The organism is Arthrobacter sp. 35W (assembly GCF_000482545.1).
Classification (GTDB): Bacteria; Actinomycetota; Actinomycetes; order Actinomycetales; family Micrococcaceae; genus Specibacter.
The window spans coordinates 1,614,642-1,638,944 of record NZ_KI519454.1 but is presented as its reverse complement, the minus strand read 5'-3'; the positions used below and the strand labels follow the sequence as shown (position 1 = coordinate 1,638,944).

Sequence of the window (24,303 nt, the reverse complement as noted above, 5' to 3'; positions counted from 1 at the left end):
CCGTGCTCCTTGTGTCAGCGCCCACCGCCGCCCCGGCGGCAGGACTACTTCGAGGCTGGCACCAATTCCGCGGCGGGGCAACAGTTTTCAATGGCCCGGTGGGGGCACCAGGCATCGACGCGGGCCATGCCCTAGTTTGACGTCGACGCCTCACCGGCATGGCCGTCAACCACCGCACGCACGCGGGCCAGCGCCGCCTCGTCCAGCGTTGAGGGGGAGACGCCGTTGAACGCATCCACTGCCACATTGCCGTAGTTGTGGCCATGGCCGGCCGGCACTGCCTCACCCATCACCATGTCCACGGCCACCTGCAGATAGGTCACCAGGGGGAGCCACACCATGGCATCGCTGACACCAGGGGAGCGGCCGCCCGTCGAGGACGGCCCGGAGAGCCATTCGGGCCGCTGCAGTATCAAGTCGGTGCTCAGCCAGGTGACGGGATCGGTGGCATGCTGCAGATAGGCCACCCGGGTGGCCTCCCACGGCGCCTTCGGCTCGGCCAGGCCGCCCGGATTGGATATCCAGCGGATGTGGCGGCCGCCGTTGAGCACGGGCAGCCACACCGGTGTCCCGGGGGGGCGCTCCGCCACCAGGGAGTGCCAGGGCTGGGAGGCGTTGGGCGGGCCCGCAAAGACGGCGCCTTCGGTGCCGGACAGCAGGTCTGCAGCCGTGGGGAAGGCAGACTGCATGCCCAGTGCACCCAGGCTAAGGCCGTAGGCCAGCAGAGTGGGTCTGGAATCGGCCGGCAGCGCCAGCCAATGTGAGCGCACGGCCGCGTACAGGGCGCGCCCCGCCTCCCGGGGCAGCTCCTGGTCGAAGACGAAGGACACCCAGCTGGGTTGGTAGGAGTACTGCAGGGAGGCAATGGCGGTGTCTCCGCAATGCAGGTACTCGACGGCGTCCATGGCCTGCGGTTCCAGCCATCCGGATCCGGTGGGCGTGGCCACCACCAGGGTGCCACGGGAGAAACCCCCGGTGCGTTCCAACTCGCCAACGGCCAATTCGGCGCGCTCGGCCAGGGTCGCGCCCTGGCCCAGACCCACATACACGTGCACCGGCTCCATGGCGGGGGAGCCGGTCACTGCCGAAATCTGGGCGGAGCTGGGGCCGCCGCCCACAAAGGCCCTGCCCTGCATGCCCAGGGCCTCCCACTCCACGGCCGACCCCACTCCTGCGGAACGGTGGGTGGACACCGGCTCGGTGGCTCCCTCCGGGGTCTCGGCATTGAGGGGGGCATAGACCCTGTCCACGCCCACCACGCCGGCGCCGACGACGAGCGCCAGGCCCACCAGCAGGGCCGTGAAACCGGCGGCGGCCCCAACGGCGCGGCTTTCCACCCTGCCCAGGCCGCGCCGTCGGGCCAGCATCCCAGCGCGCCGGCCCACAATCCTCAGGCCCCATGCGGCCACCAGGACGACGGCGGCCATTGCCGCGGCCGTGGCGAGGAAAACGCCGCCCTTGGCGCCGTCGATCGGAGGCATGTCCACCAGGGCCCGCACCTCATTCTGCCACCGTGTGGCCAGCGCGCCCATAGTGCAGCCTTCAGCCCAGCGTCAGCTGTTCAGGCCACTATGCTCCGGTTGGCCTCCTCGCGGTCCACCCCTGGCGCCGCGCGCGCCGCTAGCCTAGGGGGATGGAGATACTTCGATACACAGCGTTCACCTCGGACCCGGCCGGCGGCAACCCGGCCGGCGTCGTGCTCCCCGCCGATGGCCTCAGTGACACCCGGATGCAGGAGATCGCCGCAGAGCTCGGATTCTCGGAGACGGCCTTCGTCTCGGAGCTCACGGATCGGCGGGCCTCGGTGCGCTACTTTGCCCCCGCCGCCGAGGTGCCGTTCTGCGGCCACGCCACCATCGCCACGGGTGTTGCCCTGGCCGAACGCCATGGGGCCGGTGCCTATGTCTTCGCCACGCCCGTGGGGGACATCGCCGTGGACACCGAGGCCACGTCCCAGGGGTTTAGGGCGACGCTGACCTCCGTGGAGCCCCAGATCCGCGGCCTGGAGGCCGCCGTGCGCACCGAATTGCTGGCTATTCTGAACCTGGCCGAGGCTGACCTTGATCCGGAGCTGCCCACGCTGCTGGCCTTCGCCGGCAACTGGCACCCCATCATCCCGGTGGCCACGGTCGATGTCCTCGATGGCTTCGACTACGACTACGAGGCGCTGCGCACCCTCATGGCCGAGCAGGGCTGGCAGGCGACGGTGGACGTGGTGCTCCGCACCGGCGCGGCCAGCTTTGAGGCCCGCAATCCGTTCCCGCCCGGTGGCATGCGGGAGGATTCGGCCACCGGCTCCGCCGCCGCGTCGCTGGGGGCCTATCTGCGCCACCTGCGCATCGTCGAGGTCCCGGCCACCGTGATGGTGGCCCAGGGCCGGCATATGGGCCGCCCATCGACCATCGAGGTGCACATCCCCGAACACGGCGGAATCCTCGTCACGGGCTCAGCCGTGGAGCTGGGCGCATGAGCGGCGCGCTCTTCCCCTCGCGGGATGACATCGAAGCGGCCGCGGCGCTGATCGGCGGCCGGGTGCGGCAGACGCCCGTCATCGACGTCGAGTACGCCCCCGGGCGCACCGTCACCCTCAAACTTGAGCAGCTCCAGCACACCGGCTCCTTCAAGCCGCGGGGTGCGTTCAATTCCGTGCTCTCGGCCGCCCAGCGTCCGGAGCTGCTGATCGCCGCCTCCGGTGGCAACCACGGTCTCGCCGTCGCCCACGTCGGAGCGGCCCTGGGCATTCCCACAGAGATCTTTGTCCCGGAAACCGCGCCACAGGTGAAGGTCGACGGCATCCGCAGCCGGGGCGCCACCGTCACCCTGGTGGGCGCCACCTTTGCCGAGGCGCACCAGGCCAGCATGGCCCGCGCCGCAGAGACCGGGGGCTTCCAGATCCACGCCTATGACGGTCTGCCCACGCTGACGGGCCAGGGCACCCTGGGCCGGGAGATTGAGCAGCAGGTCCCGGATGCGGACGCCATCGTAGTGGCCGTCGGCGGCGGCGGACTCATGGGCGGCATCGCGTCCTGGTGGGCCGGCCGGGCTGACATCATCGCCGTCGAGCCCGTGGGCTGCCCCACGCTGCACTCCGCCCTGGCGGCGGGGGAGCCGGTGGACATTGCCGTGTCCGGCCTGGCCGCGGACTCGCTTGGCGCCAAGCGGATTGGCACCGGCGGTTTCGCCGCGGCCGTCAACGCTGCGGCCACCTCCGTGCTGGTCACCCCGGAGGACATCCTTGCCGCGCGGAAGTTCCTCTGGGACCAGCTGCGCATTGTGGCCGAACCGGGCGGTGCGGCGGCCTTGGCGGCCGTGCTCAGCGGCGTCTACGTGCCGCAGCCGGGCTCAAAGACGGTTGTCGTGGTGTGCGGGGCCAACACGGATCCCTCGGATCTGGTGCGGTAGGCGGCACTCTCAACAACACGCAGAGAAAATACTGTGGCCCGGTCCAACTTGGACCGGGCCACATTAGGTTCTTTTCGGAATTCTTGGGGGGCTACCGCTCGGCGGGCTTGCTCAGTGCCGCGATGCCCTTCTCGATCTGCCGCAGCGCCCGGGCCTTGGCCAGCGTGGACACGGTGACGGTGACACCCTTGGATGGCAGCGCAACCTCGTAGCTGCGATCGTGGTCCGTTCCATTGGCACTAGCCGGCTTGGGCTTCGTCTTCAGATGGTTCGCCATCATCGCCACCTCCTTCTTCTCCAGTTTCCCCGTTGGCATCTTCGGTGTCCAGTACAGCGTCCCGCGCTGACACGAGAACCTGCAGCAGCAGCGCCCTGTCGTCGGCCATGCAGAGATCGCTTTCGGCCAGATGCACCAGAATGGCCGCTCCCACCACCTGGCGCTCATTGTCCTCGGCGTCCATGGAGGCGTCGATGGCCCACTGGGCCCGCTTCCACCATTGGTCGCGCCTATCCGCCGTCCTGCGCTGGCTGTACGTTGCCCACGCCAGCGAACCGGCCACGAGGGCGGCCATGGACGCGGCAGCCGGCGCCAGGGCTTGGATCCACAGGACCCATTCGGGGAGGAAATTCACGTTGCCACTCTAAGGGAGGCCACCGACAAGGCGAGCGGCCATGCCGCCAGCGGGCCACGTGCCCATTGCCGGCCGGGATCAGATGGCTAGGAAATCCCCAACCTCAGGACGGGATCAGGAATCGGGCTGCGAGGTAGAACGCAAGATCGGCGGCACCAATGATGATGCCCGCAATGGCGAGACCACGGCCGCGCAATCCTTGCTCCTTGATCCTCCGGAGACCGATGCCCGAGATGGCGGCCCCGAGTGGGCCTAGCATCGCAAAGACAAAAAGTCCGATGCAGCTGATGGTGAACCCTGCGATGGCGGCCTTGCTGAATGCCGGGCGCGCTTTGACGGATGCCTCCAGATCAAACATCTGCGGTGTGTCGGAGGTCCAGGGGTTCTCGGGCCGAGGGGGAACACTTGTCATGTCGTCTGCTCCTTCTCCTGTGAGGGGTACTGGGGCGAGCCTACGACACGCTGCCTCAGATTGTCTGCCGGCAGGGGGAAGGCAAAGAGGGCGCAAAAAAGCCCTCCGGACGTTTTTCAACATCCGAAGGGCCTCATTTGTGCGCGGAGGGGGACTTGAACCCCCACCCCGTTTCCAGGACTAGCACCTCAAGCTAGCGCGTCTGCCATTCCGCCACCCGCGCAGAGTGGGCATTCGAACACCGAGGAACTCGCCTTTCGGTTTGTTTCTCTAGCGGCCGAAGCAGCGAGAAAGACTCTAGCACGACTTTTGCGGCAAACACCAATCGGCGGAATCACGGGCCCAAATGGCTGCGATGTAGGCTGAAGAAACACCGCAGCATTGATGAAGGAGCACCCGTGGAATCCCTCCGGCCGGAAGATGAAGTTGTCCGCATTTGCCAGGACCTCATCCGCATCGACACCACCAATTTTGGCGACAACGAGGGGCCGGGGGAGCGCAAGGCCGCGGAGTACACGGCGGCGCTGATCGAAGACGTCGGCCTGGAGGCAACCTTGTTCGAATCGGCTCCGGGCCGGGCGAACGTCGTCGCCCGCATGGAGGGTGAGGATTCCTCCCTCGGCGCGCTGGTGGTGCACGGCCACCTCGACGTCGTTCCCGCCCTCAAGCACGAGTGGAGCGTCGACCCGTTCGGTGCCGAGGAGAAGGACGGCCTGATCTGGGGCCGCGGCGCCGTGGACATGAAGGATATGGACGCCATGATCCTTTCCGTGCTGCGTGGCATGGCCCGAGAGGGCCGCAAGCCCAAGCGCGACATCATCTTTGCCATGTTTGCCGATGAGGAGGCCGGCGGCACCTATGGCGCCTCCTGGGCCGTGGACAACAGGCCCGAGCTCTTTGCCGGTGCCACCGAGTCCATCTCGGAGGTGGGCGGCTTCTCCGCAGAGATCGGCGGCAAGCGTGCCTACCTGCTGCAGACGGCCGAGAAGGGCATTGCCTGGCTGCGGCTGACGGCCCACGGCCGGGCCGGCCACGGTTCGCAGATCAACACGGACAACGCCGTCACCCGGCTGGCCCGCGCCGTCACCCGCATCGGCGAGTACCAGTGGCCCATCGAGTACACGGCCACCACCCGCCAGTTCCTGGAGGGCGTCTCCGAGCTCACCGGCGTCGAATTTGACGAGTCGAACCCGCAGACCCTGCTGGACCAGCTGGGCACCGTGGCCCGCTTTGTCGGCGCCACGCTGCAGAACACCTCCAACCCCACCTTCGTCAAGGGTGGGTACAAGGCCAATGTGATCCCGGCCGAGGCCGAGGCCTACGTGGACGTCCGCACGCTGCCGGGCCAGCACGAGCAGGTGCTGGAGATCATCCGCGACCTGGCCGGTGCCGGCGTGGACGTCAGCACCATCCACAACGATGTATCGCTGGAGACGCCGTTCTCCGGCAATCTGGTGGATTCCATGATCGATGCCCTGCATGCGGAGGATCCCGGCGCCGCGGTGCTGCCGTACACGCTCTCCGGCGGCACGGACAACAAGTCGCTCAGCCGCCTGGGCATCACCGGCTACGGCTTCGCCCCGCTGCAACTGCCGCCGGAGCTGGACTTCACCGGCATGTTCCACGGCGTCGACGAGCGCGTCCCCACGGAATCGTTGAAGTTCGGTGCGCGAGTGCTGGACCGCCTGCTCAGCAGTTACTAGGAGCCGGCCGTGAGTGCACGCACCATTGAGGACATCCTGCCGGACGAGCTGCTGGAGCGCTTCCGCTCCCGCGCCGGAGGCTACGACGAGCGCAATGGGTTCTTTTTCGAGGATCTGGCCGAGCTGAAGGCGCAGGGCTACCTGGGCCTGTTCGCGTCCATCGACGACGGCGGGGCCGGCTTTGGGCTGGAACAGGTTGCCGCCGCGCAGCGCCGGCTGGCCACGGCCGCCCCGGCCACCGCGCTGGCGATCAATATGCACCTGGTCTGGACCGGCGTCGCGCATGTCCTGTCGGAGCGTGGCGACGATTCCCTGCACTACGTCTTGACCGAGGCCGTGGCGGGGGAGGTTTTTGCCTTTGGAAATTCCGAGGCCGGCAACGACCAGGTGCTCTTCGATTCCTTCACCGAGGCCGCACCGCAGGGCGACGGCTCCTACGCGTTCACCGGCACCAAGATCTTCACCAGCCTGAGCCCGGCGTGGACACGGCTGGGGATCTTCGGCAAGGACGGCACAGGGGAGGAGCCGCGGCTCATCCACGGGTTCATCACCCGCGACACCCCTGGCTACCGGATCAAGGATGATTGGAACACCGTGGGCATGCGGGCCAGCCAGTCCTGCACCACCGTGCTGGAGGGCGCGATTGCCCCGGCCGAGCGCATCTTCCGCAACCTTCCGGTGGGGCCGAATGCGGACCCGTTGATCTTCGCGATCTTTGCCTGCTTTGAAACGCTGCTGGCGGCCGTCTACACCGGCATCGGCGAACGCGCCGTCCAGCTGGCCGTGGAGAATGCCAAGCGCCGCACGTCCAAGAAGTTCGAGGGCAGGACCTACGCGCAGGATCCGGACATCCGCTGGAAGGTGGCCGACGCCGCCATGGCCATGGACGGGCTGTACCCGCAGCTGGATGCCGTGGCCCGGGACGTCGACGCCCTGGTCAACCACGGGCCGATGTGGTTCCCGAAGCTGGTGGGGCTGAAGATCCGAGCCACCGAAACCGCCCGCGAGGTGGTGGACCTGGCCATCCGCTGCTCCGGCGGCGGCAGCTACTTTGCCGGCAATGAACTCGGGCGCCTCTACCGCGATGTCCTGGCGGGCATCTTCCACCCCTCCGACGGCGAATCGGCGCACAGCACCATCGCCAACGCCTGGCTGGGGCCGATCGAGTAGGCCCCACGTGCAGTAGGGTGAATTCGATCTCTTGCCGAGGCCTTTCCCGAGCAGGGCCAGCTGGCATGCTTTGGCTTCGATTGGTTGGGGCGCCAGCTTGCGCTCAGCCCCCGCCACGGGCCGCTGGAGGATCCCCAAGTCCTGATGTTGAACCCCGGAACCGGAGAGGTTACCCTCTTCCGCGTGTCCTTCTCGGATTTCCATGACCTGGGTCTGCCCGACAATGCCGACCTTTGTCTGGACTTGCCCCGCTTCTCCGAGTGGATTTCCGCTGCCGGCACTGGGCCGGCGTTCCGCGAGTGTGTGGGGTTCAAGATCCTACTGTTCCAGGGTGGCGAGGACAGCGTGGCAAACCTTGAGCTGAGCGACCTGGAAGTCTATTGGCCCCTGATGGGGCAGCTGAGGATGGCCACGAAGGACCTGCACGTTGGCACACCGATTTCAGGTGTTTCGATCCAAGAGGAGTGCGTGGGTGTTCGGCGTTTCCTGGCCAAGTTCAAACGCGGGAGCCACGCCGGCAGGCAGGCCTAACAGAAGCGGCAGGCCTGCGCTGGGCGCGTCTGCCGCCCTAAACGGTGCGCTCCACGCGGAACACCCGCCGGCGGAGCCAATACTGCCGTCCGCCGCCCATGTAGAGGCGGCTGCGCTCCAATTCCCACTTGCCGTACTCGGCGTGCTCACGCAGCCGCTGGTGGGCCAGGGGCAGTGATTCCGTGGGGCTGACCGTCAGGACGAGGTACTCGTACTGACGGGCAAAGTCGCGTTGCCGGAAGCCGGGCGCTGATGTCATTGATTCCTTCATTGCCCTCCATTGTGCACCGTTTCCGCCGTCGGGCAACCACCCCGGCGCCTTCTCTTCATCCGCTCCCGAGTGGCCAACGAGTGGTGAAACAGTCGGGAAAGAGGTGGGGTTACGCATTGCCCGGCACGCTGGTAGCTTCTAAACATGAGCATTGATCCGCGTGCCGCATTGCAGTCCCTTACATCCGCTCTCGAGGAACATCTGGCAGCGGCCGCAAGCCGCCGTGGGGACGATGATCCGGCCGTGGAGAACGCCTACCTGGCGGTCGTGGACGCCTTTGAGGTCTACGAAGAGGCCCTCTTTGACAGTTTCAACGAGGTGACGCCCCTTGTCATCTACGAGAGCGATGAAGACGAAGAGGATGAGGACCTGGACGAGCTCGACGACGCCGAGGATGACCTGGAGCCGATCGACGACTAACGCCTGGTGGCCGAAACTTCCTCAAGCACTTCGGCAATCTGCTCAGGCAATGGTTCCAGTGACGAGGCGAGGATCTGTTCCAGCTGCTCGATGGTGCGCGGCCCGACGATGGCGCCTGCGACGTTGTTCTGGGCCAACAGCCAGCTCAAGGCGACATCCAGCGGCTGCCGGTCCAGGCCCTTGGCTGCCGTTGCCAGCGCCTCGGTGATGCTGGCTGCGGAGGCGCCCAGATAAGGCTCTACGTAGCCCGCCATGGTCTTGCTGGCGCCGCGGGAATCGGTTGGCACCGAACGGCGGTACTTTCCGGTCAGCACGCCGCGGCCCAGCGGTGCCCAGGCCAGCAGGCCGGAGCCCATGTGCTCTGCCGCGGGGACCACTTCATGTTCGACGCCGCGCTGCAGCAGGGAGTATTCCACCTGGTTTGCGACGAGGGCGGCGTCGCACAGTGTCGCGGCCCGTGCCAGCTGCCAGCCGTTGTAGTTGGACACACCGGCGTAGCGCACACGCCCGGTGGTGACGGCCAATTCGAGGGCGCTGAGGGTTTCATCCAGCGGCACGTTGTCGTCCCAGACGTGGGTCAGCCACAGGTCAAGATGGTCGGTCCGCAGCCTGGCCAGCGTCGCGTCCAACCCCGCCAGCATCGCGCGCCGGGATGTATCCACCATGCGCCGTCCGCGCCGGTGGCTGATGCCGGCCTTGGAGACCAGCACCACTTCGCTGCGCGCCACGACGTCTCCGATCATGGAACCCAGGATCGCCTCGCTGCGGCCCTCGCCGTAGCTGACGGCGGTGTCCACGGTGGTGCCGCCGGCATCCAGGAAGGCACCGAGCTGGGCGCGGGCGGTGTCTGCATCCGTCTCCACCCCCCATCCCATGGTGCCCAAAGCCAGCGCTGAGACGCGCAATCCACTGGTTCCGACGAATCGTTGCTGCATTGTGCCAGTTTACGTGCCACGTGGCACACCACTGGAACGGACCGGTTCCTGCGATGCCATAGGCTCAATGGGTGAACTGGTTTGAAGCTGCCCTGCTTGGTCTGATCCAAGGATTGACCGAATTCCTGCCCATCTCCTCTAGCGCCCACCTCTTTGTGGTGGGCAAGTTTCTGCCCAGTGGTGCGGACCCCGGTGCCGCCTTTACCGCTGTGACGCAGCTTGGCACGGAGACCGCCGTCATCGTCTATTTCTGGCGGGACATCGTGCGGATCATCACGGCCTGGTTTGGCTCGCTGCGCGGCCGCCTGCCCAAGAATGACCCCGACGTCCGGATGGGCTGGCTGGTGATTCTGGGCAGCCTGCCCATTGTGGCCCTGGGAGTGCTGTTCCAGCATGCCATTGAGAACACATTGCGTAACTTGTGGATCGTTGCGACAACGCTGATTGTCTTCGGCCTGATCCTGGCCGTGGCCGACGCCGTCGGCAAGCACCAGCGCGAACTCAAGGACCTGAGCTACAAGCACGGCATTCTCTATGGCTTCGCCCAGGCCCTGGCGCTCATCCCCGGCGTGTCCCGCTCCGGGGGCACCATCACCGCGGGTCTACTGATGGGCTACACCCGCCAGGCCGCGGCCCGGTATTCATTCCTGCTGGCCATCCCCGCCGTCTTCGGTGCCGGCCTTTATGAGCTGTACAAGATCTTTGCCCAGCACGAGGGGGCGCAGGGTCCCTTCGGCATCCCGGAGACCATCCTGGCCACGGTGGTGGCGTTCGTGGTCGGCTACCTGATCATCGGCTGGTTCTTGAAGTACATCTCGTCCAAGAGCTACAGCATCTTTGTCTGGTACCGGATTGCCTTGGGTCTGCTGCTGTTCCTGCTGCTTGGATTCAACGTCATTACCCCCGGACAGTAGGCTAGAGACGTGAAAAGTTGGAAGTCCCGTCCCGTGCCCGAGCTCCCCGGCACCATGCCTGCCCTGCAATTGTTTGAGACCGGAGCGGGCAAAGTGGTTCCGCTTCCCGTCCAGGATGCCGCGAGCCTCTACGTCTGCGGCATTACCCCGTATGACGCCACCCACATGGGCCACGCTGCCACCTATGTTGGCTTCGACCTGCTCAACCGCGCCTGGCGCGACGCAGGGGCCACGGTGTCCTATGTGCAGAACGTCACCGACGTCGACGATCCGCTGCTGGAGCGGGCCATCCGCGACGGCGTGGACTGGCGCGAGCTGGCCCTGGAGCAGACGGCCCTCTTCCGCTCCGACATGGAGGCGTTGAACGTCGTCGGGCCCGAGCGCTACATCGGCGCCGTCGAGGCCATCGAGTGGATTGTGCCGGAGATTGAAAAGCTCATGGCCAAGGGCCTTGCCTATGCAGTTGCCGGCGCCGCCGGCGATGCTGGCAAATCCGGAGAGCCCGACGGCGACATCTACTTCAGCGTCGAGGCCGCCTCGGCCTCGGCCCACGGCGAAGGCTACGAGGGTCCGTGGTGGCTGGGGCAGATCTCCGGACTGACCGAAGAGGAAATGCTCCCGGTGTTCGCCGAGCGCGGCGGAGACCCGCAGCGCCCCGGCAAGCGGCACCCGCTGGACGCCCTGCTGTGGCGTGTGGCCCGCGAGGGCGAGCCCAGCTGGGAGGGCGGCAGCCTTGGCGCCGGCCGGCCCGGCTGGCACATCGAATGCACGGTGATCGCCCAGCGCTTCCTGCCGGAGCCCTTCACCGTCCAGGGCGGGGGATCGGACCTGGTCTTCCCGCACCACGAGATGGGTGCCGGCCACGCCTTTGCCCTCGCCGAGGTGCAGATGGCCCAGCACTACACGCACACCGGCATGGTGGGCCTGGACGGCGAGAAGATGAGCAAGTCCAAGGGAAACCTGGTGCTCGTCTCCAAGCTGCGCGCCGACGGCGTCGACCCGGCGGCCATCCGTCTGGCCATCCTCGCCAACCACTACCGCAGTGATTGGTTCTGGACGGGCGAACTGCTGGAGCAGGCCCAGACCCGTCTGGCCCGCTGGCGTGAGCGCATGCCCACGCTGCCGGGTGGTTCGGCGATGCTGGTGCTTGGCGACATCCGTGCGGCGATCGCCGCGGACTTGGACGCGCCGCGCGCCCTCGCCGCCATCGATGCCTGGCTGGACGCGACGGCACCGGCCGACACGCCGTCGGAGCTCGATGCGGCCATCTTCGCCGACACCGTGGAATCCCTCCTCGGCGTCGTTCTCTAGCAAAACGCAAAACTGGGGCGCAGCAACTGCACGAAAACACGATGTTTTCGACAGTTGCTGCGCCCCAGTTGCTCCCGCGGCTCGCAGGCTCGCCGTGGGGGCCTCGCAACCGTGGGCCCACCCAGTTGCTTAATGCCTACGGCAGGTCGCGGCCGCGGCGCTTGAGGTAGCGCTCGAATTCCTTGGCGATGGACTCGCCGCTGGCCTCCGGCAGGTCGGCCGTGTCCTTGGCTTCCTCGAGCTGGTGCACATAGGCGGCAATCTCGGCGTCCTCGGTGGCGAGTTCATCCACGCCGCGTTCCCAGGCCTGGGCGTCCTCGGCAAGGTCGTCGACGTCCAGCGGCACCTGGAGCAGATCCTCGATCTGGTGCAGCAGCGCCAGCTGGGCCTTCGGCGAGGGGGCCTGGGCCACATAGTGCGGCACCGCCGCCCACAGGGATACGGTGGGCAGGCCGGCCAGCAGGGCCAGTTCGCCCAGCACGCCGACAATGCCGATGGGGCCCTCGTATTGGGAGGCCTCCAGGTTCAGCCGCTCACGCAGTTCGTCGTCATCGCTCGTGGTGGTCACCGGGATGGGGCGGCTGTGCGGAACATCCGCCAGCAGGGCACCCACCAGCACCACATAGTTCACGTTCAGTGCGGCGGCGTGGGCCAGCAGCTCGGCGGTGTAGGTCCGCCACTTGTAGGACGGCTCGATGCCGTGGACAAAGATGACGTCGATCGAGGTGCCGGGGATGGAGGCCTTGGCAATCTTCGTGGCGGGCCATTTGATCCGGCGTCCACCGTCGGCCGTCCGGCGCACCGTGGGACGCGTGAACTGGAAGTCGTAGTACTCATCGGGGTCGATGGTGGCCAGCTTCTTGGCATCCCAGAGCCTGTGCAGATACTTCAGGGCGTCGCTGGCCGCCTCGCCGGCGTCGTTCCAGCCCTCAAAGGCCGCCAACATCACAGTGGCGCGCCGGTTTGGCTCCACCGGCTCAATCAGCCGTGGCTGCGGGGTCTGCTCACCTTCGTTGAAGCTCATCACCTCTCCACCCTACGACGCCGAGCCCGGTGCCGATATCCTCTTCGCCCACGGCGTGGCTCCGGCGGCGCGCCGGGCGGCACCAACCCGCCCCAGGACGCCCGCTGGGGCCCCGGACCCGCGGGGGAGGCGTGAAAGGGCTGTCCGCTTGGCCACGTAGACTGGCCGTATGCATTCCACCGCCGCGCCCGATCATCCGTCCGCCCTGCCCGTGGCCGCCTCCGCCGCCGGCACCGCATCCGGTGCCATCCCCGCGAAGGGGCAGCTCAAGGCCGCCCTGTGGGACATGGACGGCACCCTGGTGGATACGGAACCGTATTGGATCCAAGCCGAAAAGGACCTGGTCAAGGCCCACGGCGGCACGTGGACGGACGAGCACGCCATGACCTTGGTCGGTCAGGCCCTGGGGACCTCCGCCGGAATCCTCCAAGAGGCCGGCGTCGACCTCTCCGTCCGCGAGATCATCGATTTCCTCTCCGGCCAGGTCATGGACCGCGTCCGGCAGGACGTGCCCTGGCGCCCGGGCGCGCGGGAGCTGCTGCACGATCTGTGGCAGAACGATGTCCGCTGCGCCCTGGTGACGATGAGCGAGGGCCCGATGGCCCGCGAAATCGTCGACGCACTGGACCACCCCTACTTTGAATTCCTGATCACCGGCGACATGGTGGCCAACGGCAAACCCCATCCGGAGCCGTACCTGGCCGCCGTCGAACGGCTCCAGGCGACGGACCCGGACCTTGGCATCTCCAACTGTGTGGCCCTTGAGGATTCCGTCCCCGGCGTCGCCAGCGCCATGGCCTCCGGGGTGGCGACGATTGCCATCCCGCACGCTGTTCCGATGGCTCCCGCCGCAGGCCGCGCCACGTGGACCACGCTGGCCGGACGCGGCGCGTTGGATCTGCGGCTGGTGGTGGCACAGCACGCCGACGGCGGTCTCGCGTGAGCTCGGCCCCCAACGGCACCAAGACGCGCCGGGAAGGCATACCCCTGGGCCGCATTGCCGGCATCCCGATCATCCTGGCCTACTCGTGGTTCATCATTGCCGCCTTCACCGTGCTGGTCTTCGGCCCACAACTGGGCAGCGTGTACCGCGGGCTGGGCAATTGGTCCTATGTTGTGGCGTTCGTCTACGCCCTGCTGCTGCTCTTCTCCGTGCTGGTGCACGAGCTGGCGCATGCGCTGGCCGCCAAGGTCTACAAGTGGCCCACCGAAAAGATCGTGCTCAACCTCTGGGGCGGGCACACCCAATTTGAAAACTTCACGGCGACGCCGGGCCGCTCCCTCGTGGTGGCCTTCGCCGGGCCGGTGGCCAACTTTGTGCTGGCCGGTGCCGCCTGGGTCCTGCTGCTCGCCGCCCCTGAGCCCAGCACGATGGAAGCGGCGGTGCTGACCACGCTGGCCAACATCTTTGTCTGGGCCAATTTCCTCATCGGGGCCTTCAACATCCTGCCGGGCCTGCCGCTGGACGGCGGACGCCTGGTGGAGACCATCGTCTGGAAGGTCACGGGCAGCCAGGAGAAGGGCACCGTTGCCGCAGGCTGGGCCGGGCGCGTCGTCGTCGTTCTGCTGGTGGTCGCCGGCATCGGGCTGCCGCTGGTGCAGGGCAGCGAGCCCAGCACCACCACCATTCTGCTGACCCTGTTCATCGCCGGCTTCCTGTGGCTGGGGGCCAGCGCCGCCATCACCAACGCCAGGATGCGCCTGCGCCTGCCGGCCATCAGCGCCGGAGCCCTGGCCTCGCCGGCCATCGGTGTGCCGGCCGCCTCCACCGTCGCCAGCCTGTGGACCCTGCGTGCCAGCCACCCGGTGGAGGTTCTGGTGTTGTGCAGCCCCGAGGGCCGGCCGGTGGCAGTGGTGGATGAGCAAGTGCTCGCCAGCGTGCCTCCCGCCGCAGCCACGACGACGCCGGCAACGGCCGTGGCGCGCAATCTGGCGCCCGGAGCCTATGTGCCCCAAAGCGCCGCCGGAACGGAACTGGTACAGTATCTTGCCCAGCTCGGCGGCGGCGAATATGTGGTGATCGACCTCCGCGGCCAGGTGACGGGCATCCTCAGCCAGGAAGTGGTGGTCGCTGCCATCACCGGAAGGCCGGACCCGAGAAAACCGCGCTGAGCGCACCCCGCACGGGCCCGGCCCGCGCACCCCACGCTTGAATCACCGGCCCCCACGGCCGCTACGCAATGACCCAACGCCAGGAACGGATCCAACAGTTATGAGCCAGAACACCCCCACGACCCCTCCCGTGCAGGGGCCGGAACCTCATGGCGCCGCAGTGAGGCGGGGTCCCTTCCGGGCGGGCGAACGCGTGCAGTTGACCGACGAGCGCGGCCGCATGAACACCATCACCCTGACCCCGGGTACGGCGTACCACACGCACAAGGGCTTCCTGAACCACGATGAGCTGATCGGCAAGCCCGAGGGCTCCATGGTGGAGAGCAACGTTGGCCAGATCTACCAGGCCCTGCGCCCGCTGCTGAGCGACTTCGTCCTCTCCATGCCCCGCGGTGCCGCCGTCGTCTACCCCAAGGATGCCGGCCAGATTGTCACCATGGCGGACATCTACCCCGGCGCCCGCGTGGTTGAGGCCGGCGTGGGCTCCGGCGCCCTGTCCATCTCGCTGCTGCGTGCAGTGGGCGACGGCGGCTACCTGCACTCCTTCGAACGCCGTGAGGAGTTCGCCGACATCGCCCGCGGCAACGTGGAAACCATCTTCGGCGGTCCGCACCCGGCGTGGAAGATCTCCCTGGGCGACTTCCAGGACGAAGTGGTGGCCCAGGAGGCCCCCGGCAGCGTGGACCGCGTGGTCCTGGACATGCTGGCACCCTGGGAGTGCATCGACGCTGTAGCCACCGTGCTTGCCCCCGGCGGCGTGTGGATCAACTACGTTGCCACCGTCACCCAGCTGTCCCGCACCGCCGAGGCCATCCGCGCCGACGGCCGCTTCACCGAGCCCGACGCCTGGGAATCCATGGTCCGCGGCTGGCACCTGGAGGGCCTGGCCGTGCGCCCGGACCACCGCATGGTGGCCCACACCGGCTTCCTGATGGTCACCCGCCGCCTCGCCGACGGCGTCACCGGCCTGAACCTGAAGAAGAAGGTCAAGGCCGAGTTCAGCGAAGAGGATCTGAACGCCTGGACCCCCGAGGCCGTGGGGGAGCGTGCCGTCTCGGACCGCAAGCTCCGCCGCGCCGCCCGCGACGCCGCCTCCACGGTGCAGACCAAGCGGACGCAGCGAAACACTCGCGGCGAAGAAAGCGTTGAAGCTGTAAAAGAGGACTAATGCGGGCCAAGAGGACTATGGTCTAGAGCAACGGCGGCGGTCTTCTTGACCGCCGGCCGTTGTGCCGCAGGGCGCTAAGCGGGAAGGACACCAGGATCATGAGCGAACCGACAACCGGACACTCCCCAGAGGATGCCATGGGCATCGAGGAGACCACACCGCAGGCGCCTGTGCCCTTGGGGCCAGCACCATCGGGTCCCGTCTATCCGACGGGCCCGGCCCAACAGGCCGCGGCGGAGCGGGCGCTGAATGTGCTCCGCGACAAGCTGCGCAATCTGGACCGCCAATTGGCCGCCGCCACCGGGAACAACACCCGGCTGGTCAGCATGCTCGAGACGGCCAAATCAGAGATCCTCAAGCTCCGCACGGCACTGGAGAACGACGGCCAGGCGCCGTACAGCTTCGGCACCCTGATGCAGATCAATCCCCGCCGCCACCCCTCGGCGGGTGCATCGGGGATGGCCGCCACCGAGGAAAGCGTTGACGTCTTCACCTCCGGCCGCAAGATGCGCGTGGGGCTCAGCCCGCTGGTGAACATCCGCCAGGTCAGCGTGGGCCAGGAGGTGCTGCTGAACGAATCCTTCACGGTGGTGGCCGCCCTGGGCTTCGACCGGGTGGGTGAACTTGTCACGGTCAAGGAGCTGCTGGGCTCGGACCGTGCGCTGGTCACCGGCCGTGCCGATGAGGAGAAGGTCATCCGCCTCTCCGGTGCGCTGCAGGCCATCAAGCTGCGCGTGGGCGATGCCCTCAGCGTCGACACGCGCACCGGCTACGGGCTGGAGAAGATTCCGCGCTCCGAGGTGGAGAATCTGATCCTGGAGGAAGTGCCCGACATTTCCTACGCCGACATCGGTGGACTGGGCCCGCAGATCGAACAGATCCGCGACGCCGTCGAACTTCCCTTCCTGCACCCGGACCTCTACCGCGAGCACGGGCTCAAGCCGCCCAAGGGCATCCTGCTCTACGGCCCGCCCGGCTGTGGCAAGACCCTTATCGCCAAGGCCGTGGCCAACTCCCTCGCGGCCCGGGCCGCCGAGCGCTCCGGCGTGCGCGACCAGAAGAGCTACTTCCTGAACATCAAGGGCCCGGAGCTGCTGGACAAGTACGTGGGCGAGACGGAGCGCCAGATCCGGCTGATCTTCTCCCGCGCCCGGGAGAAGGCCGCGGACGGCAGCGCCGTCGTCGTCTTCTTCGACGAGATGGACTCGCTGTTCCGCACCCGCGGCACAGGCATCTCCTCGGATGTGGAAACCACCATCGTGCCCCAGCTGCTGAGCGAGATCGACGGCGTGGAGCGGCTGGACAACGTGATTGTCATCGGTGCCTCCAACCGCGAGGACATGATCGACCCGGCCATCCTGCGCCCGGGCCGGTTGGATGTGAAGGTCAAGATCCAGCGCCCCGACGCCGAGGCCGCAGCTGACATTTTCGCCAAGTACATCAGCACGGATCTGCCCTTCCACGCCGACGACATTGCCGCCAACGGCGGGGATGCGATGGCGACCGTGGCTGCGATGATCCAGCGCACGGTGGAGGCCATGTACTCCACGGAGAAGTCCAATGAGTACCTGGAGGTCACCTACGCCAACGGCGACACGGAGATGCTCTACTTCAAGGACTTCAACTCCGGTGCCGTGATCCAGAATGTGGTCGACAGGGCCAAGAAGTATGCCATCAAGGATCTGCTGACGCTGGGGGAGAAGGGCATCCGGATCGACCACCTGCTCCGCGCAGTGGTGGATGAATTCCGCGAACACGAGGACATGCCCAACACCACCAATCCCGACGATTGGGCGCGCATCTCCGGCAAGAAGGGCGAGCGGATCACCTACATCCGCACCATCGTGCAGGGCAAGGCCGGACAGGAGCCGGGCAAGACGCTGGAGACCATGTCCAACACGGGGCAGTACCTGTGACCGCCGTGCGCGTGATGGGCTCGGAGACCGAGTACGGGATCCATGCCCCCTCGGCCCCGGGCAGCAACGCCACCTGGCTGTCCACCCAGGTGGTGCACGCCTATGCTCTGGTCAGCGGCGACCGTGCCGCCGGGGGCAGCGAGGCGCGCTGGGACTACACGGACGAGGATCCCCTCGCAGATGCCCGCGGCTGGACGGTGCCGCGCCACACGGCCCACCCGTCCCAGCTCACCGACGTTCCGCCGGAGCTGACGGCCGCCCAGATCGCCCTGGAGGGCGGCGAACTGGACGACGACGGCAGCACCGGTCCGCTGATGATGAACATGGTGCTTGGCAATGGTGCGCGGCTCTATGTGGACCACGCCCATCCGGAGTATTCCTCCCCGGAGGTCACCAACCCGTACGACGCCGTCCGTTGGGACGCCGCCGGGGACCAGGTGGCGCTGGCGGCCGTGCGCCAGATCGCGGCCAATCCGGCGCTGCCGGAGGTGAACCTCTACAAGAACAACACGGACAACAAGGCCGTGTCCTATGGCAGCCACGAGAACTACCTGATGCCGCGCTCGGTGCCGTTCTCGCACATTGTGCGCGGGCTGACGCCGTTCTTCACCACCCGTGCCCTGATCTGCGGGGCGGGACGCGTGGGCAAGGGGCAGGACGGCTCCGTGCCGGGCTTCCAACTCAGCCAGCGGGCGGACTTCTTCGAGGCCGAGGTGGGGCTGGAAACCACCATCCGCCGGCCCATCATCAACACCCGCGACGAGCCCCACGCGACGGCGGAGAAGTACCGCCGGCTGCACGTGATCATCGGCGACGCGAATTTCAGCCACGTCTCCAACTACCTCAAATTCGGCACCACCTCCCTGGTGCTGGATCTCATCGAGAACGGCGAAGCACCCCAGGTGGAGGTCCAGGGCCCCGTGGAGGCGCTGCGGGCCGTCAGCCACGACACGACGCTGCGCGGGCTGCACCGGCTGGCCGACGGCCGCCGGGCGACGGCGCTGGACATCCAGTGGATGTACCTGGAGGCCGCAGCCAAACGGGCCGCCGCCACAGGGGCCTCGGATTCGGTGACCGGCGACGGACACACCTCCCAGGTGCTGGCCCGCTGGGAGCAGGTCCTGACCGGCTTGGCCGGCGGACCCGAGGCAGTGGCCGGCCAGGTGGAATGGGCCGCCAAGCTGGGTCTGCTGGAGCAGTACCGCCAGCGGGATTCGCTCGGCTGGGACAACCCGCGGCTTGGCCTGATCGATCTGCAGTGGAGCGACGTGCGCCCGGAAAAGGGACTCTACCACCGCCTGCTGGCCCACGGCCGGATGGAGCGACTCGTCAGCGATGCTGACATCGCCGCGGCGGTGCGGCAGCCGCCGTCCGACACGCGGGCGTACTTCCGCGGCCAGTGCATCCAGCGCTACGGTGCCAGCATCGTGGGGGCCAGCTGGGACTCGGTGATCTTCGAACTGCCCGGCCAGCGCAGGCTGCGGCGGGTGCCCACACGGGAACCGCTGCGGGGCACCCAGGCTCTCACGGGGCGGCTTTTCGCCGCCCATCCGGACGCAGAATCATTCCTGGCGGAGCTGTTGGATTTGCCAGCACTCAAAGGCCAGTGATCCTGCCCGCTCGTGGCAGGATGGGACCAGAAGCCGAATATCAGGCTTGTCGGAAGGGAAGTATCATGGCCGCTCAAGAGCAACACAACGCACCCCAACGGGCCGAGGAAACGGAAGCCCCCGACGCTGCGGCGCCGGCACCCGCCGCCCCCAGCGGCCAGTCCCAGGCGGCCACCGCCGGGCTGGATGATCTGCTGGATGAGATCGACGGCGTGCTGGAGTCCAACGCGGAGGAGTTTGTCCGCGGCTTCATCCAAAAGGGCGGACAGTAGGTCCAGCCATGGGGGAGCACAGGCATGTGGACACGCCGGCGGCCGTAGCCGCCGCCGCAACGGCTTCCTTCAGCGAGCATCTGGCCCAGCAGCGGCCGGATCTGCTGCCCTACGGACGCGCTCTCCCTGTCGGGGGCGCCATGCCGGAGGTTCCCCATGCCACCACCATCGTGGCGGTGACCTTTGCCGGCGGCGTGCTGATGGCCGGCGACAGGCGCGCCACGATGGGCACCATGATTGCCAGCCGGCACATCGAAAAGGTGTTCCCGGCGGACCAGTACTCGGTGCTGGGCATTGCCGGCACGGCCGGCATCGCCCTGGACATCACCAAACTGTTCCAGGTCGAGCTGGAGCACTACGAGAAGATCGAGGGCACCCTCCTCAGCCTTGACGGCAAGGCCAACCGGCTCGGCGCCATGGTGCGCGGCAATCTGCCCATGGCCCTGCAGGGCCTGGCGGTGGTGCCGCTCTTCGCCGGCTTCGACACTGTTCGGTCGGTGGGCCGGGTGTTTTCCTACGACGTCACCGGCGGGCGATACGAGGAGCTGGAGCACCACACCGTGGGGTCCGGTTCCGTCTTCGCCCGCGGGGCGCTGAAAAAGCTGTGGAAGCCAAACCTCACGGAGGATGCGGCACTGGCCGTGGCCGTGGAATCACTCTTCGACGCCTCCGACGACGACTCCGCGACGGGTGGGCCGGACATGGTCCGCCGCCTGTGGCCGGTGGTCTACTCGGTGACACGCGTTGGAGCCCGGAAGGTCAGCGAACGCGAGCTGGCCGCCGTCGTCGAAGCAGTGGTGGCCCAACGCGCCATCCTGGCACGGGAGGCCTGAGATGACCCAGCAGTTCTACGTCTCGCCCGAACAGGTCATGAAGGACCGCGCGGACTTTGCGCGCAAGGGCATTGCCCGCGGCCGTTCGGTGGTGGTCATCAGTGCCGCCGACGGCATCGCCCTGGTGGCCGAGAACCCCTCCCCATCGCTGCACAAGATCGGTGAGATCTACGACAAGATCGCCTTCGCCGCGGTGGGCAAGTACAACGAATTCGAGAGCCTGCGCCAGGCCGGCGTGCGCTACGCCGACGTCCGCGGCTACTCCTACGACCGTGAGGACGTCACGGCCCGCGGTCTGGCCAGCGTCTACGCCCAGAGCCTGGGCGCCGTCTTCACGGCCGAGCAGAAGCCCTTCGAGGTGGAGCTGGCCGTCGCCGAGGTGGCTCCGCACCAGGACGGCGACCACATCTACCGCCTCACCTTTGATGGCTCCATTGCCGACGAACCCGGATTCATCGCCATGGGCGGCCAGGCCGAAGCCGTCCAGGACACCGTGGCGGCCGGCTGGGCGGCCGGTGCCACCTTCGCCCAGAGCGTCCGTCTCGCCGTCGCGGCCCTGGCCGCAGGACGGGCTGTGGCCCCCCGCGGAGGAGACGGCGTCTTGGCCGCTGCCAACCTCGAGGTGGCCCTGCTGGAGCGCAATTCGGAGACCAACAGGGGCATCGCACGGGCCTTCCGCCGGCTCAGCGATCCGGAAGTCGACGAGATCCTCACAACCCGGGAAGGGGATTGAGCATGGACCGCAGAATCTTTGGCATCGAAACCGAATTCGGCATCGCGTACTCCAGCCCGGCGTCGCGCCCGTTGTCGCCGGAGGAGGTGGCCCGCTACCTGTTCCGCAAGGTGGTCAGCTGGGGCCGTTCCTCCAATGTGTTCCTCACCAACGGTTCCCGGCTGTATCTGGACGTGGGCTCGCACCCGGAGTATGCCACGGCCGAGTGCGACGGCATCGCCCAGCTCATCGCGCACGACCGGGCCGGCGAGCTGATCCTCAATGACCTGGTCCAGGAGGCCGAGACGCGCCTGCACCAGGAGGGTTTCGACGGCCGGGTCTACCTGTTCAAAAACAACACGGACTCCGCCGGCAACTCCTACGGCAGCCACGAGAACTACCTGATCCCGCGGAGGGGCGAGTTCACCCGGCTGGCCGAGATCCTCATCCCATTCCTGGTGACCCGGCAGATGATTGCCGGCGCCGGCAAGGTGCAGCCGGCGGCCCAGGGCGCCGGCTACTCGTTTTCCCAGCGGGCCGACCACATCTGGGAGGGCGTGTCCTCGGCGACGACCCGGTCGCGGCCGATCATCAACACCCGCGACGAGCCGCACGCCGACGCCGAGTACTTCCGCCGCCTGCATGTGATTGTGGGCGATTCCAACATGTCCGAGACCACCACCATGCTCAAGGTCGGCACCGTGGACCTCATCCTGCGGATGGTGGAGTCCGGGGCCATCATGCGCGACATGCGCATGGAGAACCCCATCCGGACCATCCGCGAGGTCTCCCACGACCTCACCGGCCGGTGCCTGGTGAAAATGGCCAACGGGCGCACCATGACGGCGTTGGAGATCCAGCGCGAGTACCTGGAGAAGGCCACGGCCTTCGTGGCGCGCGAGGGTGCACACAACGATCTGGTCCCCAGGATCCTGGATCTGTGGGCGCGGACGCTGGATGCGATCGAGAGCCAGGACATCTCCGGCATCGACACGGAGATCGACTGGGCCATCAAGAAGAAGCTGCTGGACGGCTATGCCGCCCGGAACGGGCTGGACTACGGCAGCGCCAGGATCGCCCAGCTGGATTTGACCTACCACGACATCTCCCCGGCGCGGGGCCTGTTCAACCTGCTGGAGATGCGCGGCTCGACGGCGCGGGTCAGCACCGACGTCGACATCAAGGCCGCCGTGGATATGCCGCCGCAGAGCACCCGGGCCAAGCTGCGCGGCGACTTTGTGCGCCGCGCCCAGGAGGCCGGCCGGGACTACACCGTGGACTGGGTGCACCTGAAGCTCAACGACAGATCGCACCAGACCATTCTGTGCAAGGATCCCTTCGCCAACGAGGATGAGCGCGTGGATGCCCTCATCCGCTCAATCGAGTAGCGATTCGACCTGGCTAGCAATTCGGCCTGAATATTGGTCACGGTCACTCACAAACAGGCAACTTTCAGGTTCCATGGCTAAGCTGGACGCGGCCCTGCGCACTTCGCTGCCGGCACGGCCACTCCATCTTCGCCAACGAAAGTGTCACTGTGCGCCGCATTCTTGCCATCGTTCTTCCCGCGCTGCTGTTGCTCACCGCCTGCAGCGGCTCTCCGGACGCCGCGTCGTCCTCGTCCACCGCCAGCCTGCCGTCCGCCCACGCCGAGGTCTTCGACTCGGTCAAGGCCACCCCCGGCGAGGCCGGCAAGGCTCCGGCAGTTGACTTCGACAAGCCGCTGGCCATCGAGGCGGAGTCGATCAAGGTCCTCACCAGCGGCGACGGCGACGTCGTCAAGGACGGGCAGTCCGTCGTGCTGCGCCAGATCGCGGTGCAGGCCGACGACGGCACCGCCCTGGGTGAGAACTTCACTGCCGCGGCCGGCCAGACCCTGATTTTCAACGCCGACTTCAAGAGCCAGTACCCGCTGGTCTACGGCACGTTCGTGGGTGCCAAGGTTGGCTCCTACGTTGGCTACGCCACCCCCGGCAGCCCCGCCGTCGAGGGCAGCACCGCCGCTCCGAGCCAGGCCGCCCAGCCCGGCACCCTGAGCGTCTTCTACATCGAGTCCGCCAAGGACATCGCCGCCCCGCTGACCAAGCCCGAGGGCGACGTCGTCACCCCGCCGGCCGGCCTGCCGACCGTCAAGGAAGATGACAAGGGCGTTCCGGTCATCACCATTGGCGACGCAGCAGCCCCCACCGCCCTGGTGTCCCAGGACCTGATCAAGGGCAAGGGCGAAGCGCTGAAGACCAGCGATTCCATCGTCGCCAACTACGTGGGCGTGAACTTCGTGGGCGGGGAGATCTTCGACTCCAGCTTTGCTTCCGGCAAGCCGGCCACCTTCCCGCTGACGGGTGTCATCAAGGGCTGGACCCAGGGCCTGGAGGGCAAGACCGTCGGTTCCCGCGTCCTGCTGGTCATCCCCAAGGACCTGGCCTACGGCGACGCCGGCAGCGGCAAGGCCTCCGGCGACCTGGTCTTCGTGGTTGATATCCTCGGTATCCAGTAGCACCCGCTTTTTCAACAGCATCTGCACGACCAGCACAATCCAGCACTAAGGAGCAACATGTCTTTCGGAGCACGTGAATACGACCGCCAGAAGCCGGAGATCGAATTCCCCAGCCACGGCGTCCCGACCGAACTGGTCATCGAGGACCTCATCGAGGGCACCGGCGCCGAGGCCCAGCCCGGCAACACCGTGTCCACCCACTACGTGGGCGTTGCCTTCTCCACCGGTGAAGAATTCGACTCCTCCTGGGGCCGCGGCGCGCCGCTGGACTTCCGCGTGGGCGTCGGCCAGGTCATCCAAGGCTGGGACCAGGGCCTGCTGGGCATGAAGGTTGGCGGCCGCCGCCGCCTGGAGATCCCCTCCGAGCTGGCCTACGGCCCGCGCGGTGCCGGTGGAGCCATCGGCCCCAACGAGGCACTGATCTTCGTCGTTGACCTGGTGGGCGTGCGCGCCTAGCG

General features: G+C 67.3%; 25 protein-coding genes, 1 tRNA gene and 1 pseudogene. 19 read left to right on the top strand and 8 right to left on the bottom strand.

Annotated elements, in window-relative coordinates; translation table 11 throughout:
• Positions 1 to 131: 131 nt before the first annotated feature.
• A complete protein-coding gene (locus K254_RS22260; RefSeq protein ID WP_051388950.1) occupies positions 132 to 1,532 on the bottom strand; it encodes an alpha/beta-hydrolase family protein in 1,401 nt (466 codons plus the stop codon).
• A 101-nt stretch (positions 1,533 to 1,633) separates the two neighbouring features.
• On the opposite strand from K254_RS22260, the gene K254_RS0107090 reads away from it, so the two are divergent.
• Positions 1,634 to 2,470, top strand: coding sequence for a PhzF family phenazine biosynthesis protein (locus tag K254_RS0107090; RefSeq protein WP_026554770.1), 837 nt, complete (start codon positions 1,634 to 1,636; stop codon positions 2,468 to 2,470).
• Positions 2,467 to 3,402 carry a threonine/serine dehydratase gene (locus K254_RS0107085; RefSeq protein ID WP_026554769.1) on the top strand — a complete coding sequence of 312 codons (936 nt, stop codon included), beginning with the start codon at positions 2,467 to 2,469 and terminating at the stop codon, positions 3,400 to 3,402. Before K254_RS0107090 ends, K254_RS0107085 begins: the two co-directional genes overlap by 4 nt.
• A 91-nt stretch (positions 3,403 to 3,493) precedes the next feature.
• Here K254_RS0107085 and K254_RS0107080 read toward each other — a convergent pair whose 3' ends face one another.
• The 4 genes from K254_RS0107080 to K254_RS0107065 all read right to left on the bottom strand — a co-directional run bounded on the left by K254_RS0107080 (position 3,494) and on the right by K254_RS0107065 (position 4,669).
• Positions 3,494 to 3,682, bottom strand: a complete 189-nt coding sequence (locus K254_RS0107080; RefSeq protein WP_026554768.1) for a hypothetical protein — start codon at positions 3,680 to 3,682, stop codon at positions 3,494 to 3,496.
• On the bottom strand, positions 3,642 to 4,034 hold the full coding sequence (locus tag K254_RS22255; RefSeq protein ID WP_035749082.1) for a hypothetical protein: 393 nt from the start codon (positions 4,032 to 4,034) through the stop codon (positions 3,642 to 3,644). Before K254_RS22255 ends, K254_RS0107080 begins: the two co-directional genes overlap by 41 nt.
• 103 nt (positions 4,035 to 4,137) lie before the next feature.
• Entirely contained in the window at positions 4,138 to 4,392 is a 255-nt protein-coding gene (locus K254_RS22250) for a DUF4190 domain-containing protein (RefSeq protein ID WP_051388949.1), read from the bottom strand.
• Positions 4,393 to 4,586: 194 nt separating this feature from the next.
• Positions 4,587 to 4,669, bottom strand: a tRNA-Leu gene (locus K254_RS0107065).
• Positions 4,670 to 4,844: 175 nt separating this feature from the next.
• Between K254_RS0107065 and K254_RS0107060 the strand changes: the two genes are divergently transcribed.
• The 3 genes from K254_RS0107060 to K254_RS22245 all read left to right on the top strand — a co-directional run bounded on the left by K254_RS0107060 (position 4,845) and on the right by K254_RS22245 (position 7,850).
• A complete protein-coding gene (locus K254_RS0107060; protein WP_051388948.1) occupies positions 4,845 to 6,149 on the top strand; it encodes a M20/M25/M40 family metallo-hydrolase in 1,305 nt (434 codons plus the stop codon).
• Between the two features lie 9 nt (positions 6,150 to 6,158).
• Complete coding sequence (locus K254_RS0107055; RefSeq protein WP_026554766.1) at positions 6,159 to 7,319, top strand: acyl-CoA dehydrogenase family protein; 1,161 nt, start codon at positions 6,159 to 6,161, stop codon at positions 7,317 to 7,319.
• Between the two features lie 144 nt (positions 7,320 to 7,463).
• Positions 7,464 to 7,850 carry a T6SS immunity protein Tdi1 domain-containing protein gene (locus K254_RS22245; protein ID WP_051388947.1) on the top strand — a complete coding sequence of 129 codons (387 nt, stop codon included), beginning with the start codon at positions 7,464 to 7,466 and terminating at the stop codon, positions 7,848 to 7,850.
• A 37-nt stretch (positions 7,851 to 7,887) separates the two neighbouring features.
• On the opposite strand, the gene K254_RS0107045 is transcribed toward K254_RS22245, so the two are convergent.
• A complete protein-coding gene (locus K254_RS0107045; protein WP_026554765.1) occupies positions 7,888 to 8,121 on the bottom strand; it encodes a DUF5703 family protein in 234 nt (77 codons plus the stop codon).
• 144 nt (positions 8,122 to 8,265) lie between these two features.
• Between K254_RS0107045 and K254_RS0107040 the strand changes: the two genes are divergently transcribed.
• On the top strand, positions 8,266 to 8,541 hold the full coding sequence (locus K254_RS0107040; RefSeq protein ID WP_026554764.1) for a hypothetical protein: 276 nt from the start codon (positions 8,266 to 8,268) through the stop codon (positions 8,539 to 8,541).
• Here K254_RS0107040 and K254_RS0107035 read toward each other — a convergent pair.
• Positions 8,538 to 9,476, bottom strand: a complete 939-nt coding sequence (locus K254_RS0107035) for an aldo/keto reductase (protein ID WP_026554763.1) — start codon at positions 9,474 to 9,476, stop codon at positions 8,538 to 8,540. The two genes, K254_RS0107040 and K254_RS0107035, sit on opposite strands and share 4 nt — an antisense overlap.
• A gap of 71 nt (positions 9,477 to 9,547) precedes the next feature.
• Here K254_RS0107035 and K254_RS0107030 point away from each other — a divergent pair, with 71 nt between their 5' ends.
• A complete protein-coding gene (locus K254_RS0107030) occupies positions 9,548 to 10,390 on the top strand; it encodes an undecaprenyl-diphosphate phosphatase (protein WP_026554762.1) in 843 nt (280 codons plus the stop codon).
• Between the two features lie 9 nt (positions 10,391 to 10,399).
• Positions 10,400 to 11,701 carry a cysteine--1-D-myo-inosityl 2-amino-2-deoxy-alpha-D-glucopyranoside ligase gene (gene mshC / locus K254_RS0107025; protein WP_026554761.1) on the top strand — a complete coding sequence of 434 codons (1,302 nt, stop codon included), beginning with the start codon at positions 10,400 to 10,402 and terminating at the stop codon, positions 11,699 to 11,701.
• Between the two features lie 136 nt (positions 11,702 to 11,837).
• Here the strand turns inward: mshC and K254_RS0107020 are convergent, their stop codons facing one another.
• Positions 11,838 to 12,725 carry a PAC2 family protein gene (locus K254_RS0107020; protein ID WP_026554760.1) on the bottom strand — a complete coding sequence of 296 codons (888 nt, stop codon included), beginning with the start codon at positions 12,723 to 12,725 and terminating at the stop codon, positions 11,838 to 11,840.
• 286 nt (positions 12,726 to 13,011) lie between these two features.
• Here K254_RS0107020 and K254_RS0107015 point away from each other — a divergent pair, with 286 nt between their 5' ends.
• From K254_RS0107015 to K254_RS0106965, 11 genes and pseudogenes are all read left to right on the top strand, one after another.
• Positions 13,012 to 13,668 (top strand): HAD family hydrolase, encoded by a 657-nt coding sequence (locus K254_RS0107015; protein ID WP_026554759.1) that lies wholly within the window; start codon positions 13,012 to 13,014, stop codon positions 13,666 to 13,668.
• On the top strand, positions 13,665 to 14,837 hold the full coding sequence (locus K254_RS0107010; RefSeq protein ID WP_026554758.1) for a site-2 protease family protein: 1,173 nt from the start codon (positions 13,665 to 13,667) through the stop codon (positions 14,835 to 14,837). Before K254_RS0107015 ends, K254_RS0107010 begins: the two co-directional genes overlap by 4 nt.
• Positions 14,838 to 14,937: 100 nt before the next feature.
• Complete coding sequence (locus tag K254_RS0107005; protein WP_051388946.1) at positions 14,938 to 16,005, top strand: tRNA (adenine-N1)-methyltransferase; 1,068 nt, start codon at positions 14,938 to 14,940, stop codon at positions 16,003 to 16,005.
• 230 nt (positions 16,006 to 16,235) lie between these two features.
• A pseudogene (arc, locus tag K254_RS0107000) lies at positions 16,236 to 17,921 on the top strand (proteasome ATPase); the annotation flags it as partial.
• A 14-nt stretch (positions 17,922 to 17,935) separates the two neighbouring features.
• On the top strand, positions 17,936 to 19,531 hold the full coding sequence (gene dop, locus K254_RS0106995) for a depupylase/deamidase Dop (protein WP_051389151.1): 1,596 nt from the start codon (positions 17,936 to 17,938) through the stop codon (positions 19,529 to 19,531).
• A 65-nt stretch (positions 19,532 to 19,596) separates the two neighbouring features.
• A complete protein-coding gene (locus K254_RS0106990) occupies positions 19,597 to 19,803 on the top strand; it encodes a ubiquitin-like protein Pup (RefSeq protein ID WP_026554754.1) in 207 nt (68 codons plus the stop codon).
• 8 nt (positions 19,804 to 19,811) lie between these two features.
• Entirely contained in the window at positions 19,812 to 20,636 is an 825-nt protein-coding gene (gene prcB, locus K254_RS0106985; RefSeq protein ID WP_051388945.1) for a proteasome subunit beta, read from the top strand.
• 1 nt (position 20,637) lies between these two features.
• On the top strand, positions 20,638 to 21,369 hold the full coding sequence (prcA, locus tag K254_RS0106980) for a proteasome subunit alpha (protein ID WP_026554752.1): 732 nt from the start codon (positions 20,638 to 20,640) through the stop codon (positions 21,367 to 21,369).
• Between the two features lie 2 nt (positions 21,370 to 21,371).
• On the top strand, positions 21,372 to 22,736 hold the full coding sequence (gene pafA / locus K254_RS0106975) for a Pup--protein ligase (RefSeq protein WP_026554751.1): 1,365 nt from the start codon (positions 21,372 to 21,374) through the stop codon (positions 22,734 to 22,736).
• Positions 22,737 to 22,885: 149 nt separating this feature from the next.
• Positions 22,886 to 23,845 (top strand): FKBP-type peptidyl-prolyl cis-trans isomerase, encoded by a 960-nt coding sequence (locus K254_RS0106970; RefSeq protein ID WP_026554750.1) that lies wholly within the window; start codon positions 22,886 to 22,888, stop codon positions 23,843 to 23,845.
• Between the two features lie 57 nt (positions 23,846 to 23,902).
• Complete coding sequence (locus tag K254_RS0106965) at positions 23,903 to 24,301, top strand: FKBP-type peptidyl-prolyl cis-trans isomerase (protein WP_026554749.1); 399 nt, start codon at positions 23,903 to 23,905, stop codon at positions 24,299 to 24,301.
• Positions 24,302 to 24,303: the final 2 nt, after the last annotated feature.

Excerpts from the sequence above, each read along its gene's own strand:
- K254_RS22245 (WP_051388947.1), top strand. The coding sequence starts at position 7,464 with ATGTTGAACCCCGGAACCGGAGAGGTTACCCTCTTCCGCGTGTCCTTC.
- prcA (WP_026554752.1), top strand. The coding sequence starts at position 20,638 with ATGACCCAGCAGTTCTACGTCTCGCCCGAACAGGTCATGAAGGACCGC.
- K254_RS0107080 (WP_026554768.1), bottom strand. The coding sequence starts at position 3,682 with ATGATGGCGAACCATCTGAAGACGAAGCCCAAGCCGGCTAGTGCCAAT.
- K254_RS0107045 (WP_026554765.1), bottom strand. The coding sequence starts at position 8,121 with ATGAAGGAATCAATGACATCAGCGCCCGGCTTCCGGCAACGCGACTTT.
- K254_RS0106965 (WP_026554749.1), top strand. The coding sequence starts at position 23,903 with ATGTCTTTCGGAGCACGTGAATACGACCGCCAGAAGCCGGAGATCGAA.
- K254_RS0107090 (WP_026554770.1), top strand. The coding sequence starts at position 1,634 with ATGGAGATACTTCGATACACAGCGTTCACCTCGGACCCGGCCGGCGGC.
- K254_RS0106990 (WP_026554754.1), top strand. The coding sequence starts at position 19,597 with ATGGCCGCTCAAGAGCAACACAACGCACCCCAACGGGCCGAGGAAACG.
- K254_RS0107005 (WP_051388946.1), top strand. The coding sequence starts at position 14,938 with ATGAGCCAGAACACCCCCACGACCCCTCCCGTGCAGGGGCCGGAACCT.
- K254_RS22260 (WP_051388950.1), bottom strand. The coding sequence starts at position 1,532 with ATGGGCGCGCTGGCCACACGGTGGCAGAATGAGGTGCGGGCCCTGGTG.
- K254_RS22250 (WP_051388949.1), bottom strand. The coding sequence starts at position 4,392 with ATGTTTGATCTGGAGGCATCCGTCAAAGCGCGCCCGGCATTCAGCAAG.
- pafA (WP_026554751.1), top strand. The coding sequence starts at position 21,372 with ATGGACCGCAGAATCTTTGGCATCGAAACCGAATTCGGCATCGCGTAC.
- dop (WP_051389151.1), top strand. The coding sequence starts at position 17,936 with ATGGGCTCGGAGACCGAGTACGGGATCCATGCCCCCTCGGCCCCGGGC.
- K254_RS0107015 (WP_026554759.1), top strand. The coding sequence starts at position 13,012 with ATGGACGGCACCCTGGTGGATACGGAACCGTATTGGATCCAAGCCGAA.
- K254_RS0107035 (WP_026554763.1), bottom strand. The coding sequence starts at position 9,476 with ATGCAGCAACGATTCGTCGGAACCAGTGGATTGCGCGTCTCAGCGCTG.
- K254_RS0107020 (WP_026554760.1), bottom strand. The coding sequence starts at position 12,725 with ATGAGCTTCAACGAAGGTGAGCAGACCCCGCAGCCACGGCTGATTGAG.
- K254_RS0107085 (WP_026554769.1), top strand. The coding sequence starts at position 2,467 with ATGAGCGGCGCGCTCTTCCCCTCGCGGGATGACATCGAAGCGGCCGCG.
- K254_RS0107040 (WP_026554764.1), top strand. The coding sequence starts at position 8,266 with ATGAGCATTGATCCGCGTGCCGCATTGCAGTCCCTTACATCCGCTCTC.
- prcB (WP_051388945.1), top strand. The coding sequence starts at position 19,812 with ATGGGGGAGCACAGGCATGTGGACACGCCGGCGGCCGTAGCCGCCGCC.